The organism is Bradyrhizobium sp. SUTN9-2, from assembly GCF_003122645.1.
GTDB classification, from domain to species: domain Bacteria; phylum Pseudomonadota; class Alphaproteobacteria; order Rhizobiales; family Xanthobacteraceae; genus Bradyrhizobium; species Bradyrhizobium yuanmingense.
The window spans coordinates 3,790,804-3,809,558 of the sequence record NZ_LAXE01000001.1 but is presented as its reverse complement, the minus strand read 5'-3'; the positions used below and the strand labels follow the sequence as shown (position 1 = coordinate 3,809,558).

The 18,755-nt window shown below is 58.0% G+C and carries 11 protein-coding genes; 4 read left to right on the top strand and 7 right to left on the bottom strand.

Annotated elements, in window-relative coordinates:
- Positions 1-5 precede the first annotated feature (5 nt).
- From XF30_RS17680 to rfbC, 5 genes are all read right to left on the bottom strand, one after another.
- Positions 6-6,119, bottom strand: a complete 6,114-nt coding sequence (locus XF30_RS17680; RefSeq protein ID WP_244608967.1) for a DUF4082 domain-containing protein — start codon at positions 6,117-6,119, stop codon at positions 6-8.
- Positions 6,120-6,229: 110 nt separating this feature from the next.
- On the bottom strand, positions 6,230-7,117 hold the full coding sequence (gene rfbA / locus XF30_RS17675) for a glucose-1-phosphate thymidylyltransferase RfbA (protein WP_109143414.1): 888 nt from the start codon (positions 7,115-7,117) through the stop codon (positions 6,230-6,232).
- Positions 7,026-8,015, bottom strand: coding sequence for a dTDP-4-dehydrorhamnose reductase (gene rfbD / locus XF30_RS17670; RefSeq protein WP_109145755.1), 990 nt, complete (start codon positions 8,013-8,015; stop codon positions 7,026-7,028). The genes rfbA and rfbD overlap by 92 nt, the downstream gene beginning before the upstream one ends.
- A gap of 7 nt (positions 8,016-8,022) precedes the next feature.
- A complete protein-coding gene (rfbB, locus tag XF30_RS17665; protein WP_109143413.1) occupies positions 8,023-9,081 on the bottom strand; it encodes a dTDP-glucose 4,6-dehydratase in 1,059 nt (352 codons plus the stop codon).
- Between the two features lie 14 nt (positions 9,082-9,095).
- Entirely contained in the window at positions 9,096-9,653 is a 558-nt protein-coding gene (rfbC, locus tag XF30_RS17660; protein ID WP_036029165.1) for a dTDP-4-dehydrorhamnose 3,5-epimerase, read from the bottom strand.
- A 341-nt stretch (positions 9,654-9,994) separates the two neighbouring features.
- On the opposite strand from rfbC, the gene XF30_RS17655 reads away from it, so the two are divergent.
- The 3 genes from XF30_RS17655 (at position 9,995) to XF30_RS17645 (ending at position 16,040) form a co-directional block, all read left to right on the top strand.
- Entirely contained in the window at positions 9,995-12,331 is a 2,337-nt protein-coding gene (locus tag XF30_RS17655) for an AAA family ATPase (protein WP_109145754.1), read from the top strand.
- A 78-nt stretch (positions 12,332-12,409) separates the two neighbouring features.
- Positions 12,410-14,422 (top strand): hypothetical protein, encoded by a 2,013-nt coding sequence (locus XF30_RS17650; RefSeq protein ID WP_109143412.1) that lies wholly within the window; start codon positions 12,410-12,412, stop codon positions 14,420-14,422.
- Between the two features lie 148 nt (positions 14,423-14,570).
- Complete coding sequence (locus XF30_RS17645) at positions 14,571-16,040, top strand: exopolysaccharide biosynthesis polyprenyl glycosylphosphotransferase (RefSeq protein WP_109143411.1); 1,470 nt, start codon at positions 14,571-14,573, stop codon at positions 16,038-16,040.
- Between the two features lie 62 nt (positions 16,041-16,102).
- Here XF30_RS17645 and XF30_RS17640 read toward each other — a convergent pair whose 3' ends face one another.
- Positions 16,103-16,471 carry an H-NS histone family protein gene (locus XF30_RS17640; RefSeq protein ID WP_036013596.1) on the bottom strand — a complete coding sequence of 123 codons (369 nt, stop codon included), beginning with the start codon at positions 16,469-16,471 and terminating at the stop codon, positions 16,103-16,105.
- Between the two features lie 718 nt (positions 16,472-17,189).
- Here XF30_RS17640 and XF30_RS17635 point away from each other — a divergent pair.
- A complete protein-coding gene (locus XF30_RS17635) occupies positions 17,190-17,576 on the top strand; it encodes an H-NS histone family protein (RefSeq protein WP_109145753.1) in 387 nt (128 codons plus the stop codon).
- Between the two features lie 146 nt (positions 17,577-17,722).
- Here the strand turns inward: XF30_RS17635 and XF30_RS17630 are convergent, their stop codons facing one another.
- Positions 17,723-18,751 carry a nucleotidyltransferase family protein gene (locus XF30_RS17630; RefSeq protein ID WP_057027322.1) on the bottom strand — a complete coding sequence of 343 codons (1,029 nt, stop codon included), beginning with the start codon at positions 18,749-18,751 and terminating at the stop codon, positions 17,723-17,725.
- Positions 18,752-18,755: the final 4 nt, after the last annotated feature.

Here is an 18,755-nt window from a genome sequence, read left to right as displayed (position 1 = left end):
GTCTCCTATGCTGCTAGCTGAGGTCTGAACAGGACGTCTACGGCGTAACTCGTCGCGTTGAAACTGCTCGTCGGGAACAAACTATCGGTCCCATACGCGTAAACGCCGTTGCCGCCGCTCGACGACGACGACGGAGCCGTTAGCGGTCCACTCGTGAGGGAGCTGGCGAAGAGGTTTGGATCCGCAGAATAGCCCCCCGCACTGTGGTAAGACGCAATATACGTGGTCCCCGCCGCGATCGTCACCGGAGTGCTGAAGCTGACCTGCTGCCAGCCACTCGCCGTTTCGTTGGTGAACGTGGCCGTCGCCAGAAGCGTGCCGGTACTGCTCCACAGATCGGCAACGTGCGTACCCGTGTTGGACGGTCCCTTGTAGAAGCGTAGCCCGATGATATCACCTGGGGCGGAGGCCTGGAATTTCATACCAACCTCGATCGCCTGGCCATCGTTGGCCGATACAACACTCGGCGTGGGATTGGAGCTGAACAGGCTAACGACGTTGGACGATGGGGCATGCACCGTCACGTTGACGGAGGCGCTTGCAGTGCCGCCACGGCCGTCTGAGATGGAGTAGTCGAAAGAAGTCGGCCCGGTAAAGCCGCTCGCTGACGTAAACGTCACCGAATTGTTCTGGGCGTTGAAGCTGGCGGTCCCATTAGCGGCACCGCTCACGCCAGTGATCGTCAGAGCGTCTCCGTTCGGATCGGTATCGTTGGCAAGCAGTGCCGCCCCGTCGATAGTGAGAGGGACGCCTTGAGTGGCGTGGAAGCTGCTGTCAGTCGTAGCCACCGGTTGCTGGTTGCTGCCGCTGGTTCCGTTGAAGACGACGTCGACCCAGTAATTGCTGGCGTTGTACGTGCTGGTCGGAAACAGGTTAGCGGCGCCGTAGGTGTAGACGCCGTTGATGCTCGCAGGAGCCGTGAGTGGACCGCTGGTGCGCGCGGTGGTGAAGTAGTTGGTGGTGGACGCATAATGACCATTGCTGTGAAAGCTCGCCACATAGGTCGTGCCAGCCGAGATGGACACGGGATTGCTGAATGTGACGGTCTGCCAGCCACTGCTGCCCTCGTTGGTGAACGTCGCACTCGCCAGCAGCGTGCCGGTACTGCTCCACAACGAGCCCGTATGAGTCCCGGGGTCGTTTGCACTCTTGTAGTACTTGACGCCAGTGATCGTGCCGGCCACGGAGGACGTGAATTTCACGCCAAGATTGACTTGCGACGCATCGGAATTCGACAGGATGGCCGGCGTGTCCGAGCTCGAGAACAGGCTCACGGTTGAGGGCGTTGTCGTCACGGTGAGATCAAACGTCTCGCTGGCTGACAGGCCGCCGAGATCGGTGGCCGAGGCCTTGATGCTGAGGGTGCCAACATTGCTGGACGTTGGTGTACCGCTGAAGGTCCGCGTCGAGGCGTTGAAGGTCAGCCATGCGGGAAGTGCCGTGCCGTCGGCGGCTGTCGCCGTGTAGGCGAGCGAATCCCCGGAATCGACGTCGGTGAAGGTACCCGCAGGCAGCGTCAACGAGAATGACGTACCGACCGTTGCGGTCTGATTGCCGGTCTGGGCGGCCAGCACCGGCGCGTCGTTGGCGCCATGGATTGTGACGGTGAGTGTGGACGATGCCGTGGCGCCGGCGGCGTCGCGCATCGTGTAATTGAAGATATCGCTGAGCGTGTCGGTCGACTGCCGCAAGGCCTGCACGGCCGCATCGGTCTCGTTGACCGTATATGTGAAGCCGCCCGAGGCATTGAGCACGAGGCTGCCGTGGGCTCCAGACAGCGCTGAACCGAGTGTGCCGCCGGTCGAGCCGAAGCTGACGGCGGTGACCGTCTTGGTATCGCCCGCGTCGGGATCGGTATCGTTGGTCAGCACGTTGCCAGTCGCCGCCGTGCCACCGACGCTGTTGCTCACGCCGCCCTTCTCGGTGGCATCACCGGTGTCGGCGACCGCAGTTGGCGCCGTATTGTTGGGACTAGAGGAGCCGTTGAAGACGACGTCGACCCAGTAGTTCGAGGATTTGAAGGTATTCGTCGGGAACGTGTTTCCGGATCCGTAGGCATAGACTCCGTTGCTGCCAGCCGGAGCTGTTAGCTGCCCGTTGGCAAGCGATGTCGTGAAATAGTTCTGGGTACCGGAATAATTGCCGTTGGTATGGTAAGACGCGACATAAATGGTGCCTGCCGTAATCGCCACAGGCGTAGAGAAGTTGACCTGCTGCCAGCCGCTGGCTGTCTCGTTCGTGAACGTCGCAGTTGCGAGCAGAGTTCCGGTCGAGCTCCAGAGATCCGCAATATGGGGACCCGTATTCAACGATCCCTTGTAGAAGCGCAGGCCGGTTATCGTCCCGTTCACCGATGCGGTGAACTTGACTCCGACTTCGACGGGGCTGGTATCCCCGGAATTGGGGACGCTTGGCGCATCATTGGTGCCGAACAGGCTCTGCGAGGAGACCGGATAGTTGACCTTGAGGGACACTTGGCCGGAACCACTTTGGCCGCTCGTGTCTGTGATCGTGTACGTGAAACTCGCCGCGCCGGCATAGCCATCGGTAGGAGCAAAGGTCACCGTCTGGTTCTGCGAGTTGTAGCTTACGCTTCCGTTGACCGGGTTACCGACGCTGGTAAGCGAGAAAGCCAGCCCGGACGGGTTGGTGTCGTTCGCAAGCAACGTCGATGCCGCAATATTCAGCAAGCCATTCTGGGTAACTGTGAAGCCACTGTCGCCATTAGCTTGTGGCGACGCCACGCCTGAATCATCGAAAACGACGTCTACCCAGTAATTCGGGGCCTTCGTGGAGGAAACGGTGCTGGGGAAGGTCGGGCCGCTGCCATAGGCATAGACACCGTTGAGACTGCTACCCGGCGCGGTGAGCGCACCTTTCGTAACGCCTCCATAACCGATGAAGTAGAAGTCGGTCGACGAATAGTGACCGGTGTTCGCGTGGTAGGAAGCAACATACGTCGTGCCAGCGTTCACGCTCACAGGCGTGGCGAAATTGACCTGCTGCCAGCCGCTCGCGGTTTCGTTGGTGAAGGTGGCGCTCGCAAGCAGCGTGCCGTTTGCGGTCCAGAGATCTCCGATGTGGGTGCCAGTATTCTGAGGCCCTTTGTAGAAGCGAATGCCGGTGATCTTCCCCGACACGGCCGGGACGAATCTGACGCCGAGCTCAACCGAGGCGGAGTCGCTGTCTGAGAGCAACGCAGGCGTATCGGTACTACTGAAGAGTGTCAGGTTGGAAGATGGTGTGACCGTGTAGGTTGCGCCCGCACCGGATGTTTCCAGGTTCAGGCTGTCGTCGACCGCCCTGGTTTTGAGATTATAGGTCCCTTTGGCCCCTGTGACGAACGTGTATGACCAGGTCACGGTCGCCGCGCCGACATTGCTGTTGGTTGGGTGCCAGGTGTTTCCACCATCTGTGGAAATTTCGACGCCGGCAATCTTTCCGCCCGCGTCATTGGCCGTCCCCGTCACCGTGATCGATTGCCCCTCGACAACGCTGGCAGCCGAGAGATTGCCGATACTAGACGTCGGCGCCGTGGTGTCGGTCGACCGAATCGCGGCCGTCAGGTTTGCTTGCAGCGTCGCCGGCTGAACGCCCATATCAGCGAAAAGGTTGACCATCGCCTGCTGGACATTAGGGTCTACCGGAGTCGCAGGTCCGTCGTGGTCGCTTGCAAGCGCCCACGGCCAGTTGATCGAACCGGCCGAGAATATCAGTGCGCCACTGACGGGATCCCGATGCAGCACGAGATTGTGGGTTGCCGTGCCGTTTGCGAACGTGTTGCCATAATCGAGGAGAAGCTGTCCATTCACCTGCAATGTGGTAGATGAGACACTCATCAACCCCGCTGGGCGAAATCCGTTGTCCGGCGCCGTGTCCCATTCAACGCCTAACAGGCCAGGTACGAGCGAGGCGGTCTGCCCGGGTGACGTTTGCGCGACAGCCGTATTGCGCCAGAAGCGCAACTGGGTCATTGGATACGGTATCGTGATCGTATCGTACCGGAATGCGTTGACCGCGAACAATGTACCGGTCAACTCGTTCGAGGGGAGAGGCGGACCGAACCGCGGGTCAGAGAAATTGCCGGTCGCCTGTCCTGTTGGATCAATCAACGCATTTGCGTGCGTATCCTTGTAGCTAATGAGTGTGCGATTGGCTGATCCGCTGCCATCGATGCTGGGTGCCAACCTTGTTTTCCAATAGATCTCGTTGCCTGTGAGAAATGCAAGGTTCACGCCAGCATGCGCTGCGGCCTGTACGTTGGCACGCTGAGCTTCGGTCCAATACTCGTCGTGCCCCGCGTCCATGAAGATTTTGTGATTGAGCAACAACGAGCCGTTTGTCGCAGCATCGATTCCCGAAATGTAAGAAACGTCGTACCCGTTTTGCTCGAGCCACTGAATGGCCGCAAACTCAGCCGTGAACGGGGAGTCTCCCCCCTCGGAAAAAGTTCCCTCGCCGTCACGCGTTATGAGGGGGCGATTGTAACTGACCGCGTAGGCTGATCCACGGACGCCCGGACCATTCCCGAAATATAGGTTGGCCCCTCCCCAGCCATTGTAGGCTTGCCAGTCCTGATCACTTGTCTGGAGGACGATGTCGCTGTGCGAAGCGTCGTTCCTTATGATGAATGGGATCTGGAAAATCTCGGTGCCGTTGACGACGCTGGCTATGTAGACGCCCGAGACCGCATCGGCCGGTACGCTCCAGGAATCGGTCACGCTCCAATTGCCGGCATCGACGAGCCCGGTCGACGGATCGCGCAATGGATCGGGTTGGACGACCGCCGTTGCGGCCTGATGCTGCAGGCTCGTAACCAGCCTGGCACCATCGCCGCCGTAATAGCCGAGCCGGTAGACATCGACGCGATAGTTCGGGTTGCCGGTCAGGTTGTTGATCTTGAATTGGACCGTCCCTCCGACATTGGTGCTGATTGCTGTCGCAAATCCTTCTGTCAGAGTTGAATTCTCGCCCGGCTGAATCTGCCAGACACTCTTCGGCGTACCTGGCTTCTGGTTTTCCAGTACAATGGGATTCGTGGGCGGATCGGAAACAATGGTGCCTCCCTGCCCATCGCTTTCAAAATTCCAATTCAAGTCCATCCCCGAGAACAGCAAGGAGACATTGGCCGCACCGTTGCTGAAATCGACCGTGCTGATATTCGAGCTATTGTCGTATTGGACGGTCGCCGACATCGACGATGTAAAGGGGAGATCCTTCAAGTCGATGAGGTTGCCTGGCGCAAGCGGCGCTCCCGGCGACGAACCCGCGATCAAGCCGTGGAAGTTGGCCGACTGATCGAGGACAAGCGTCCCAGTTCCCGTTTCGAACGACACCGTTATGCCGGAGAACGATCCATTCAAGAACTGGCCGGAAACCGAACCTCCGATCTCCAAGATCGCCTTGTCTGCAATCTCGAAAGATCCAGTACCGCTGACGTCACCCCTGAACTCCCCGGTCGGAATGCGATTGCCGAGGAACGCTCCAACCTCGACTGTCCCATTGTTCAGCACATCGCCTTCGACGATAAACGGCGAGCCGGCATCCAACGAAAGCGTCGCACCTGCATCGAGGATCAGACTCCCGATATCAACACCGGCCGAACTCGTGACGACATACGTTCCTGCCGCATCGAGGAAGGCAGCGTCGATGGCGCCTGGGAGCCCGGCGCTCCAGTTCGCTGCGACATTCCAGGCGCCGTCAGTCGGATGGACCCAGTGAGTGGCGCCGGGAGTGGAAGCCGATTGTGATTTCTGCGCCGCTTCGCCCGCCACAGATGAGAACGTCGGCGCCAGGCCATTATGACCGCTCGTCAAAGACGTCGAAGATAGCAGCGCAGGCAATCGCGACCTGGAAGGTGCAGCGAAGAGAGCGGGCATAACGCCGCGCAAGCCCGCCGAGTCGGTCCGATGCGCCTGTTTGAAGAACGCGGCGTCTCTCACTGGAGCGAATGATCCGCTTACTGATCGATCAACAACCCGCGGAGCCCAGAGGCCAAGTGCGTCGAAACCCGTGAAAGCGCTCGCGACCGGCGATTCCTGCCAAAGGGCTGGAATATCCTGCTCCCAAAAAACGTGCCGAGTTCCACGGCCGAAGGCGGTCGCCTTTTGAATCAGCATGAGCATACCGATTAAATGAATAATCGCATCTTAATATTTTAATTACATTTTAAACCATGGTCAATTCAATACATATAATTTAAGCCGGCTTCGATATCGGCCGAGTGGTGCTAACGCGAGGCAAACTGCGGCAGTCGCGTGATTTCGCTCAGATATTTGCCGTAGCCGCTCTTCTCCAATGGTTGAGCCAACGCTAGAAGTTGATCGCGATCAATGAAGCCAAGTCTGAACGCGACCTCCTCGAGGCACGCAATCTTCATTCCCTGCCGCTTCTCCAGGGTCTGGACGAACGTTCCTGCGTCGATGAGAGATTCGACCGTGCCGGTATCCAACCACGCAAATCCCCGCCCCATGCGTTCAACGTGGAGCGCATTGGCCGAAAGGTAACGCATCTGAAGATCGGTAATCTCGAGCTCGCCGCGCGCCGATGGCTCGACACGGCGAGCGTAGCGGACGACGCGGTTGTCGAAAAAATACAGCCCCGTGATTGCCCAGTTCGAAGCCGGCCGTTTGGGTTTCTCTTCGATCGACACGGGGCGGTCCGCTTCATCAAACGCGACCACGCCGTACCGTTCTGGGTCTCGCACGTGATAGGCAAAGACGGTTGCGCCTTCCGCGCGACCTGCCGCCCTGGCAAGCAACTCGCTCAGGCCATCGCCGAAGAAAATATTATCCCCAAGCACCATCGCCACGCGATCGCTTCCGATGAAATCGGCCCCGACAATGAACGCGTCTGCCAGACCAGCGGGGCGGGTTTGTTCGGCATAGCTAAGCTTGATCCCCCATTGGCTGCCGTCGCCTAGCAATCCCTCGAACTGACACCGATCCGACGGCGTGGTGATGATCAGAATTTCGCGGATCCCTGCCAGCATCAGCGTCGACAGGGGATAGTAGATCATGGGCTTGTCATAGATCGGAAGCAACTGCTTGCTGACCACTCGTGTGATCGGATAGAGGCGCGTTCCGCTGCCGCCAGCCAGCACGATTCCCTTCAGCATCGGCTTCTCCTTCTCCGACCAGCTGGTCCAGACAAGCTTGGAGTGAATGGCGCCAAGGCGCCAAGCGGATCCCGAACACGCGTTCGGCCTTGGATGAGTCCAGACGCGAGTTCAGAGGCCGGCGCGCAGCGGTCGGAAACTCCTCAGTCGTGATCGCCTCGAGCGCCCGAATCCGCGCTCCACGACGGGAACACTCGTGAAAGATTGCCTGCGCAAAATCGTACCAGCTTGCCTCACCTTGGCCACCGAGATGAAAGATGCCGGCCGTGGCCCTGCGATCGTCGGTTAGTGATTGCTGAGCGATCCGAAGGACGGCTTCTGCGAGGTCGAACGCGTAAGTCGGGTTACCATGTTGGTCGCTGACAACCCTTACGACCTGCTGCGTCTCGCATAGCCGCAGCATCGTTCGGACGAAGTTGCTGCCATAGGGACTGTAAAGCCAGGAGCATCTGATCACGGTCGCGAGCGGGTGCGCTGCCAATACAGCAGCCTCCCCGGCAAGCTTGGATGCGCCGTAGACGTTCAACGGCGCCGGAATGTCGCTTTCGTCGTACGCCTCGGGTTTCGCACCGTCGAATACATAGTCGGTCGAGAGATGGATGAGCGGAATGTTCATTTGCCACGCGACATCCGCCAGCGTGGCCGCGCCATCGCGATTGATGCTGAAGGCCCTCGCCGCTTCAGATTCGGCCTGATCTACCGCCGTATAGGCGGCCGTGTTGATGATCGCAGACGGCCCGATCGACGCAATGAGCTTGTCGATACCTTCCCGATTCTCCAGATCGAGTTCTGGGCGCCCGAGAGCCACCGCAGGCAAACCGCGCGTTGTGGCAAGATCACGAAGGCACATTGCCAGCTGACCATTCCGTCCGGCAAAGAGGATTGGTCGATCTGTCATCTCCACCTCAGTTTTGGGCGGCCAGGAGACCCAGACGCGAGCCGTCATAGACCCCACTACGAGCACGCTCCCACCAGGGGCGGTTCTTGAGATACCATCCGACGGTTTCGAACAGGCCGTGTTCGAAGGTTCTGATCGGTTTCCAGCCGAGCTCGCGATGTGCTTTCGATGCGTCTATTGCATAGCGGGCATCATGCCCGGGACGATCCGGCACGAACGTAATGAGAGAACGTCTGCACCCCGCGCCCGGAGATAAGCGATCCACAACGTCACAGATCCGGGTGACGACCTCCAGGTTGGATCGCTGGGCATCTCCGCCGAAGTTGTACTTCTCGCCGGGCCTTCCTTCGTGCAAAAGTCGTATCAAGCCCGCGGCATGATCATCGACGTGAAGCCAGTCGCGGATATTCCTTCCGTCGCCATAGACCGGCAGAGGCTTCCGGTCGATCGCATTGAGAATCGTCAGCGGGATGAGCTTTTCCGGAAACTGATACGGCCCGTAATTGTTCGAGCAGTTCGACACCATCACCGGCAGGCCGTAGGTCCGAAACCACGCGAGTGCGAGGTGGTCCGCGGCGGCCTTGCTCGCCGAATAGGGCGAGCTCGGCCTGTAGGGCGTATCCTCGCGAAATAGATCATCTGGTCCCAACGAGCCGTAGACTTCGTCTGTCGACACATGGATGAATCGGAAGTGCCTCCGCCTCGAAGCCGGTAGACGTTCGTAGTAGGCTCTGGCCGTCTCCAAGAGCGTGTAGGTGCCAACCACATTGGTATTGACGAAGGCGTCGGGTCCGTTGATGGAGCGGTCGACGTGGCTTTCGGCGGCCAGATGTATGATCGCGTCAGGCTCATAGTCAGCGAACGCAAGATCCATGGCCGCGCGATGGCAGATGTCGGATTGCAGGAACGCATAAGTCTCCAGCTTCTCGATGCTCGCGAGCGAAGCCAGATTGGCTGCATACGTCAACTTGTCTATGTTGATCACTGCGGCACCGGTCTGTAGCACCAAACGGCGACAGACCGCAGAACCGATAAAGCCCGCTCCGCCGGTCACCAAGATACGCATTCTACTCGTCTCCACTAGTCGAAAACGCAACCGAGCTGGCTGAGCGTAGGAAGAGTCTGATCCTTTGGCGACACGTGGGCTTCTGAGGACGTCACGGGCCACTCGATCGCTAACCTTGGATCAGCCCAATAAACGCCACCGTCATGACTTGGGGCATAGACCTGGTCGACTTTGTATAAGACGACGGTCTTGGGCTGCAGCGTACAGAAGCCGTGCGCAAACCCCTTCGGGATGAACACCTGCTCGCCGGTTTCACTGTCCAGCTGTATCGCGATGTGCTTGCCGAAGCTGGGCGATGAACGCCGGAGGTCAACTGCAATATCGAGAATCGCCCCGCTCAACACCCGTATCAACTTCGCCTGGGCGAACGGCGGCCGCTGGAAGTGCAGGCCGCGCACCGTGCCGATCTGATCCGAGCTGGACTGATTGTCTTGAACAAAGTCATGGAGAATTCCCTTCTCTGCAAACGCTGATCGCTGGAAGGTCTCAGAGAAGTAACCGCGGGCGTCGGAAAACCGATCTGTGCGAATGACTTTGACATCAGGGATCGCCAAGGATCGCAGCTCCAACATTGGGTACCCTTCTGTCCGCTCTCAATTCGTTGAGGCGGACCATAATCCCCGTCGAGATTAATCTTCACGCTCACAATCAACCACGAAACCGTCGCACGATTTCGGCGAAAGCCGTTAGATCAGCCTGCAAGTCACGGAAATCTCAGGGCATTAGCAAACGCCCCTTTGAGCAAAGCCGCCACACCTGCATTTTTCATCTCCGCTTCGATTAATATATTGTCTATTTAATTTGGCAAGCAGGTTTTTATAAGGTATATAATTTCATACCATCTCGCAGATCGCTTTAAATGCCGCCTGCGGGCGGGCGGGCGCAATGTGACCAATCGTCGGACAGGTACGTGATGCTTCAGAACAATCTTCAACATGCGGATAGAATGCGGCTGCCGGTGAACGGACCGGCTCAACCCGCCCAGGCGGACGGTGGAGGGATCACCGACGTCATCAATTTCGGCATCGGGCTTCTACGGCGTCAGTATCTCGTAATCCTTGTTACCGCCGTACTCGCCACTGCGGCCAGCTTGCTCTATCTCCGTGTGGCTTCCCCAACCTATACGGCGCAGGTTCAGATCCTTTTGGCCAATCCCAGGCCTCAATTTGTCCAGCAGCAATCACTCCTCGCCGAGCCGGCCTTCGATCTCAGTCAAATCGAGACACAGCTTCAGCTCCTGAGATCAAAGGCCAATGCGGTTGCAGTAATTGACAAGTTGAAACTGGCCGAGGATCCGGACTTTAGTGCATCCGGCCTCTCTTTGCAGGCGCTCTGGCAACGAATTTGGCCATGGCCCTCGACTAGATCGAAGAAGGATGCGCCACCCGAGACGAATGGCGAACCATCGGACACTCTCGTAGACGCATTTCTCAGTCGGCTTTCCGCTGGACGTGTCGGGTACAGCCGGGTCATTGAGATCAGCTACAGCTCGAGCAACGCAGCTCGGGCCGCGGAGATCGTGAATGCGATAGCCGACACTTATGTTGCAGACCAGCTCAATGCAAAATTCGACGCCAATCGCAAGGCAACCAGTTGGCTGCAGGAGAGGCTACGTGATCTGGGGGACCAAGCCCTCGCCGCGCAACGTGCCGTCGACGTCTACAAGGCTCAGAACAACATTGTTTCTCTGGGTGGAAAGCCCATCGACGAGCAGCAGATCACGGAGATCAACAATCGATTGGCCGCCGCACGTGCTCAGACATCTGAAGCCACCGCCAAGTTGGCTCGTTATGAAACTCTCCTTGCCGTCGACCCGAAAAAGCCGTCCTCGATAGACAATCTGGATGCTATTGGAACGGATGCGCTTAACAGCCAGATTATTACCGGGCTACGCCAGCAATATCTGGAGCTCACCAGACGGGAGGCCGAGTTGGCCGCGAGGGTCGGTCGTGACCACTTGGCAGTCGTCAATATCCGGAACCGCGCGCGAGAGTTCCGCGTCTCCATTTTTGACGAGGTCAAGAGACTTGCCGAGGTCAGCCGAAGCGAATTCGAACTGGCCAAACAGCGCCAGGAAGAGATCGAAAAGCAATTATCCAAAGCCGTTTCGCAATCCCGTTCGGTCAATTCTGCTGAGCTGACCATCAAGGACTTGGAAAGCAAGGCAAAGGGCCTGCATAGCTTGTACGAGACCTTCCTTCAGCGCTACATGGGCTCTACACAGCAGGAGACGTTTCCCACCTCGGATACGCGGGTACTTTTTCCGGCTTCGCCGCCGGCGAGCAAGAGCAAGCCGAAAGCAAGGTTGATCCTGGCGTTTGCCATTCTCGGCGGTCTCGCGCTGGGCATCGGCTTGGCGCTCCTCAGAGACCTCATGGACCGCGTCTTTCGGACCTCTTCACAGGTGGAAACCGTACTGGAGTTGCCTTGTCTATCTTTGGTCCCGTTGTTGCCGGCCCGCAAATCTCCCAAACCACCAATCCGCCTTCAGAAGACCGATGATGATGTTCAGCGACGGATAGCCTCGTCTCCAACCGCAATTCATCAGACCGTGGTCGGGATGCCACTATCTCGATATACGGAGGCCATTCGTTCCATCAAGCTAGCGATCGACCACAACCCGGCGAAAATCTCTTCCCAGGTCGTCGGCATTACCTCTGCGTTACCGAATGAGGGGAAGACCACGATTGCAGCCTCGCTCGCACAGTTGATCGGGCACACCGGCAAAAGAGCTATCATCGTCGATTGCGACCTCAGGAATCCGTCACTAACCGGCATCTTCGCGCCCAAGGCGGCCTGCGGGATCATCGAAGTAGCAAACGGTAGCCGGTCGCTCGCCGAAGCTGTCTGGAGGGACCCGACGACCAATCTTGCATTTCTGCCCGCCGTGCGTCGCGGACCTTTGCTCCACACCAGCGAAATTCTTTGCGCGGACTCGATAAGCAAACTCTTCGACCGTTTACGAGCGGAGTATGACTACATCATCGTCGACCTTCCGCCCTTGACGCCGTTGGTGGATGTTCGAGCCACTTCATCCCTGATTGACTGCTACATTCTCGTTGTTGAATGGGGCCGGACCAAGATTGATGTCGTGCAACACGCACTGCACACGGCACCAAACGTTCACGAATCTCTGATTGGGGCAGTTCTCAGCAAGACCGATACCAAGGCGATGGCTCGATATGACGGTCATCGGAGCTACTATTACCATGATAGCCATTACATCCGTTATGGTCTTTCTGGCTCTTGAGGCTCGCTCATAGCGGCCTGCCCCTTTAGCTGGCCTGAGGGACCAGCGGAGTGACCGCACAATACCACGGGTGTTCACATGATGGTCCGGCTTGTCATATTGGCCGAGTTGGTGGCGATTGCCGCGGCGTTTGCAATGCCAGAAAGCCTGCAGGCCTGGGTATTGATATCGGTCGTACTCGCAACAGCGGCGCTAACGGTCGCGATCTTTCTACCTCCCTCCTCCCTCGGGCTTGCTAAACTGCTCCGTCCTAGTCTCGTCGTTGTACTCGCGGCTCCGGCGCTCTGGATGGCTTTGCAGGCGGTGCCGATGCCGATTGGCAAACTCGGCAATCCCATTTGGGCTACTGCATCGGCGACCTTAAATGAGCCCCTCGCCGAAAAAATCACAGTCGACACCACGGCGACCATGTTCTCGCTCGTGCAGTATTGCGCCGTGCTTGCTGCAGGTCTCACTGCAGCAGTCATCGCGCTTGACCGACATCGCGCAGCGCGACTGCTACATATTCTGCTGTCGATAGCCACAATCGTTACCGCCTTGTGGTTCGGCAGGGAAATAACCGGTGTGGCTGGGCCCGATGGCTCAACCGTCGCGGTGCTCGGTGTGTTGCTCTCCTGCGCAACGGCAATTCGTGCGGTCGATCAAATACTCCGACGCAGTCGGCCAGGAACAATTGCGCTAGGCCCTCTCCCTGCGTTGTCCGTCGCGACCATCGCATTGATTGTCTGTATGGCGGCGCTGCTCATTCGGGGCAACTCAACTGCACTCGTCTCGGCCCTCCTCGGCTCAGAAATCTTGCTCTCGGTGTTCGCGGTTCGCAGGTGGTTCCCGGGATTGTGGGGTACCGCTGGCGTCCTTGCGACTGCCACGATTGTCTTCATTGCCACGGCTACGGTCATTCCCTTCAGAACGAACACCGATCTGACGATCGTCTTGTCAATGAGCAGTCAGGCCGCGACAGAACGGATGCTGCAGGACGTCGCGCCGGCAGGATCCGGTGCGGGTGCTTCGACGGTACTTTTGCCGATTTATCAGGACGCCGGAGTTGGCGACTCGCTGGAAAGACCAACCGCCGCCGCCACGATCGTTATAGACATGGGGTGGGCTTTTCTCTGCGCGGTCGTGGTTGCTGCCTTGCTCTGCGCTTCTGTGCTGATCAGACGTGCTCTGTCGCGTGCTTACGATTACGTCTTCCCAGCGCTGGGCGCCGGTGCATTGATTGCAGTGACGATACTCGCGTTTTCCGATCATGGTATTCTGGGTTTAGGAGCATCGCTTCTGGTCGCTGCGCTTTTTGGGCTGGCGTTCGGTCAAAGCCTCTCCGACGCAGGACGTGACGCCATATCTCCTGAGCCGAAAGCGACGTCTGACCAAATTGCAGTTCAAGCACCTGCGCCTCGCCGAACGTCGACCCCAACGGTAGTCGCCATTTGGCCCCGCGTTAGCCTGATGGTACTTGGTATTGTGCTGATCGTGGAGGCAGCGTGGATGGCCCTTCCTGAGCGGTATCTCGGTGCAAGATCGTCTTTGCCGGCAGTTCTGTCGACTGCAGCAGCAGGGCCGAGCGCGATGTCGAAGACGATTTCCCTTGCGGCAGCGCGCAAAGATTTGTTGATCCGAGGGGAATCAACATTCAACCGGGATTCAGCTCTGGCTGCCGACGAACAAAGGACAGCTCCTCCCATGACTTCGGACGAGTTTGCCCGTGCATTGCGCTCTTCGCCACTCCGCGGCGACATTTGGCTCTTGCTCGCGGCGACGTCGAAGCACAGTTCGCCCCAGCCCAACACGGCGGCGATGCTCAGAATGTCATACTATACTGCGCCGAATGATTTGGACCTGCTTCCGTTGCGCGTATCGGTCGCACTCGCCGCAGATGTCATGGTGCGGGAGCCCGACCTGCGGGAATTGATCAAACGGGACGTCAGCCTCGTCGTTAGGCATCGCCCTGCCCTCAAGCCAGCCCTTGTGACCGCGTACCGGTCAGCCTCGGCTGATGGTAAGATCTATTTCGAAGGCCTGATTTCGGAACTCGATCCGACGTTCCTCGACCAGGTGCACGCGCAGAGTTCGCAAAGGGGTTCTCGATAACCTCAAGAGCCGCGCCTCAGCCCACGCCACGATCGCAGATCGGCGACAAAGGGGCGCACGCCATTAAATTTGCGGAACCCGGGTTTTTGCTTGATAAGCGCGATTAATTAATAAATAATTAAATATTAAATCGCAGAGCCCCCGGCACATGAATTTCGTGAACCGACATTTCCCCGATCGGGAGGTTACGGATCGCCTCAGTCCCGAACCGACGGTATTCCGCGAGCCCAAATGGCCCCTCCGTTATGACGCGATCGAGCACGTGGTGCTCGGTGCTGATGTTGCGACTATTCTGTTCGCCAGTCTCGTCTCTACATTGCTTTACCAAGCTCAGTATGGGCAAGCCGCGGCCAACTTGGCCAACGCCCTTGGCTTGGCGCTGGTTAGCGCAGCTTGTCTCGTTTGCCTGCTGAAGACCTACGGCCTTTATCAGCCGGTTGAGCTCCTCGTCCTCCGAAACCAGATGCGCGCGGTCTGTTTAGCTTGGATGTCTTCAGTACTTTTCATCTTGGCGGTGTACGGCTTCGCAATTCGCCCGGAGACATCTCAGCACCCAGGCCTGCTCTTCGCGGTCTTGAGCCTGAGCTTACTTTTGGGCGAACGGTGGGGAGTCAAGGTGCTTCTCGGAAGGGCCCTGAGCGGCAGGAGGTTCGCCACTACAAACATTGTTCTGATCAGCGATCAACCATTGGCGAAGAACGTGGGATTGTCCGAGACCTTGTCGATGCACGGGTATCTCGTGAAGAAACGGTTCAGCTTGCCTCCGTTAGGCTTCGGTCCTGCCTGCCGAAGGCGGCTCACGACGCGCGTCATCGACTACATCCGCACTTGCCATCTTGATCAGGTGGTGGTGGAAGCTGAACCGGAGCGATGGCCCGAACTGCGAGCCTTTGTTGCCGATCTGCGCGTTTTGCCCTTCCCGATTATATTCGTGCCCGTTGGCACGACATCCGAATTGCTTCGACACCCCAAGCGGAGTCTTGGAAGCGCCGTTTGTGTAGAGCTCCAGCGTGGCCCCCTCACACCGCTGGAGTGCGCGATCAAGCGGACGATTGACGTTATCGGTGCGGGCCTCGCATTGGTGATGCTCGCCCCGCTGCTTGCGCTCACCGCGGCGGCGATCAAGTTAGATTCCCCGGGTCCTGTATTCTTTCGGCAGCAACGCTGTGGCTTTAACGGCCGAATCTTCTTGATCCGTAAATTCCGGACCATGCGTGTGCTCGAGGACGGGCCCGTAATCCTTCAGGCCAACCGCGCCGATCGACGCGTTACCCGCGTCGGCAAATGGCTGCGCCGAATGAGCTTCGATGAATTGCCGCAACTGCTAAACGTTCTCGATGGCAGCATGTCGCTCGTGGGCCCGCGTCCTCACGCCGTGGCTCACGACAGTGAATTTGACAAGCTTGTGCGAAACTACGCGCTTCGGCACCGGGTCAGGCCGGGATTGACTGGCTGGGCTCAAGTCCATGGCTGCCGGGGCGCCACTCCCACAGCAGTCATGGTCGAAACACGTGTCCAATATGATCTCTGGTACATCGACAACTGGAGTCTTGGGTTGGATCTCGCAATCCTCCTGCGAACTCCGGTAGAGGTCTTGCGAGGGCGCAATGCCTACTAGAGCACAGATCATGCGAGTAGCGCCTCTTATTGGCCCTTACACTCCTGCCAATTACCGATTAGTCACGCGCGCTGGCGAAGCTTCGGACTTGCTTCGCCAATGCGAAACTCTTCAATTCTCCGGCCAGACTTCATTGCGGCAACCAACCAGCGCGGCCGCTTACCACGTCCCGACCAGGTCTCGGCCGTCTGCGGATTCCGATATTTCGGCAGCACCCGAGGATATTTGCGTCTCGGCTTGCCGGTCGAAGACGCGCCTGCCGGGCTCGAATCCGCCAAAACAGCCATCCCGCCCCCAAGTGCCGCTAAGCGCTTTTCCAGCTCGTTCTTTTCCGCCTTGATCCGGTCAGACAGGATCCCGCTGATTTCCTCATGAAGCGACCAGAGATCGTCAAGGGACATCGCTTCTAACTCAAGTTTCTTAGCCGCCATGATCTCACCGTGTAGTTGCGCCCAACCCAATATTGCCTCTGTCGATATATTAATCAAGACAGAGAGCCCGATTATCCCAGAAGAATGTTTGGAACCGAACTGGAACTGGCGCTCCAGATAACTGGGTCCACGTTAATAATCAAGCCGGGAAAATGAGCGATCCGCACAGTTTAACCGCGTACAGGAGATGCGCACATCTATTTGCTTAATCACCGCGCGGGAACTGCTCAAGCCCCATCAGAGATGGCATATGAGCCGATCCCGTCAGGGACCGCTGCCACGCCGCAGCATTAGATGCTGACGCGCCGGACTGCTTTTGTTAAGCCTCGGTTGGCCTACCGCCTTGCGGCCTCCCCAGCGACGCAAACGGCAGCTAATAATCCCAATATCCTTCAGCGCGCGCCGTCTGAGCTCGATTTGGAAGCTCAGGGCCCGGATATCGGACAACACGGTCGACGGAGCCGCAAACCGGCCGACTGAATCCTGAAGACGTTCAAGAGGATACTCGATCAAACCATGCCTCCTCTACGCATCTTCGCAAGATTCTTTGCCACCAAGATCAATTAATAAAATAATCGTCGCATTAATTATTAAATAATATATAATAGATTTATTGCATGGTCAATTTGAGCACTGATTTGGTCAAACATTCATTTGTCACTCGGACGAAGAATGGCTGGATGACGACGGGTCAGTCGAACGGTGTCGAGAAATGCTAATGCGAAGGCAAGATCTCGAAGCCATGGATTTTGAGGAACTTTGGCTCCTTCACGAGGAGCTGACAAAGATTCTCGCCGAAAAGATCACCGCCGAAAAGCGAGAGCTAGAAAAGCGTCTTGCGCAGCTCAACCAGCCGGATCAACTCGGCGGAGCTGAAAGCGGGGCGACTGAGGCGGGAACAGGCCAGCCGCCTCGTCGCAAATACCCGAAGGTCGTGCCGAAATACTTCAATCCGCTTCAGCCAACAGAGACTTGGTCCGGACGTGGTAAGCAGCCCCGCTGGCTCGTTGCCGCCCTGCAATCGGGCCACACGCTCGAGGAGTTCAAGATCCCCGAGAACGGTAAATCGTCCGAACGGAATGCTGGTGGTCGAGAGCATTCCTAGATGCGCGAAAGTCGGACACACCGCATTGAGCTGGGAATTTCCACCGTGCGTCCCGAGCGGCGAATTCCACCTCGAACAGGCGGCGGATCGAAAACCCGCTTGGCCAACCGACGCCTCAATCGCGAAAGCGATGACGTTCGCTGGCCTTAGACCTTGCCCGCACGAGCTGCGGTCGTCGCGTTCAAAAGAAGTCGTAAGGTGCTAGCTCTTGGCACAGTCCACAATCCCCGTCGGTTCGCCCCTGTTTTTGTCGAGACGATAGTTGCCTCTCTGCGGTAGTTTCTGAAGTCCAGAAGGCTCATCGCCAGGAGAGGCACGCGCGTAGCCGGAAAGCGTGCTTGCATCAACTGACGCATGAACTGCAGGCGAGGAATCAGTCGGGAGCGCAACGCGTGTGGAATATCGACGCCAAGCAGCTCGGCAACGGCGATCAGCTGGGTTTCAACCGCGTTCTTCATCAAGTCGCCCGAGACACGAGAGGTAAGCTTCTCCCAATCGACAGGCTCGGCTGAATGGCTTAGGTCGCGCAATTCAACAAGGTGCCGCAGGTCGAGGTCGCCGAGCCAATAACCATAGTCTTGAAACTGATCATGGATGATCAACATCAGCGCTTGGAAGGTTGGCGTGGGGATATATACGCGCGCCCGTCCGAGCGGCGCAGGAATACAATGGTTCAGCGCATGCCCGAAGTTCTGGTAGAGGTACGCAGGACCTGGAGCTGCCTGCTGCAGGTCGATCGACCCGACATCCTGGGGGCGATTCAGATCGGCATACCATCTATGGCTTTCGGGAGGGGTCTGGTTATGGATATCGTAACCAATTCCAGATAGCGCGGCGACTGCCGTTCTGGCCTCGTCCGGCATGACCATGATATCCAGATCGGACATTATCCGAACACCTCTTCGCGCCTCGGGCGCGGTCGCCAGTGTCGAAGCCCCCTTGAGTAGGACCGGCGTAATGCCATGACCGTTCAGCGCAACGACGGCCTCTTCGAGTTGAGCGACGAGGCGGTTATTGCGCAGCCCGTTTCGGCGGTGGATATGGCGAATATAGGCGCAGACGTCCTCCGGCAGCACCGACGCGAATTTGTCGACAAAGTCGATGAGCGCCGGCGTCGTCAGGGTCTGATTTGCGAGCCCGATGACTGAGGTCCACTCTATGTCGACAGGCGGCATGCCT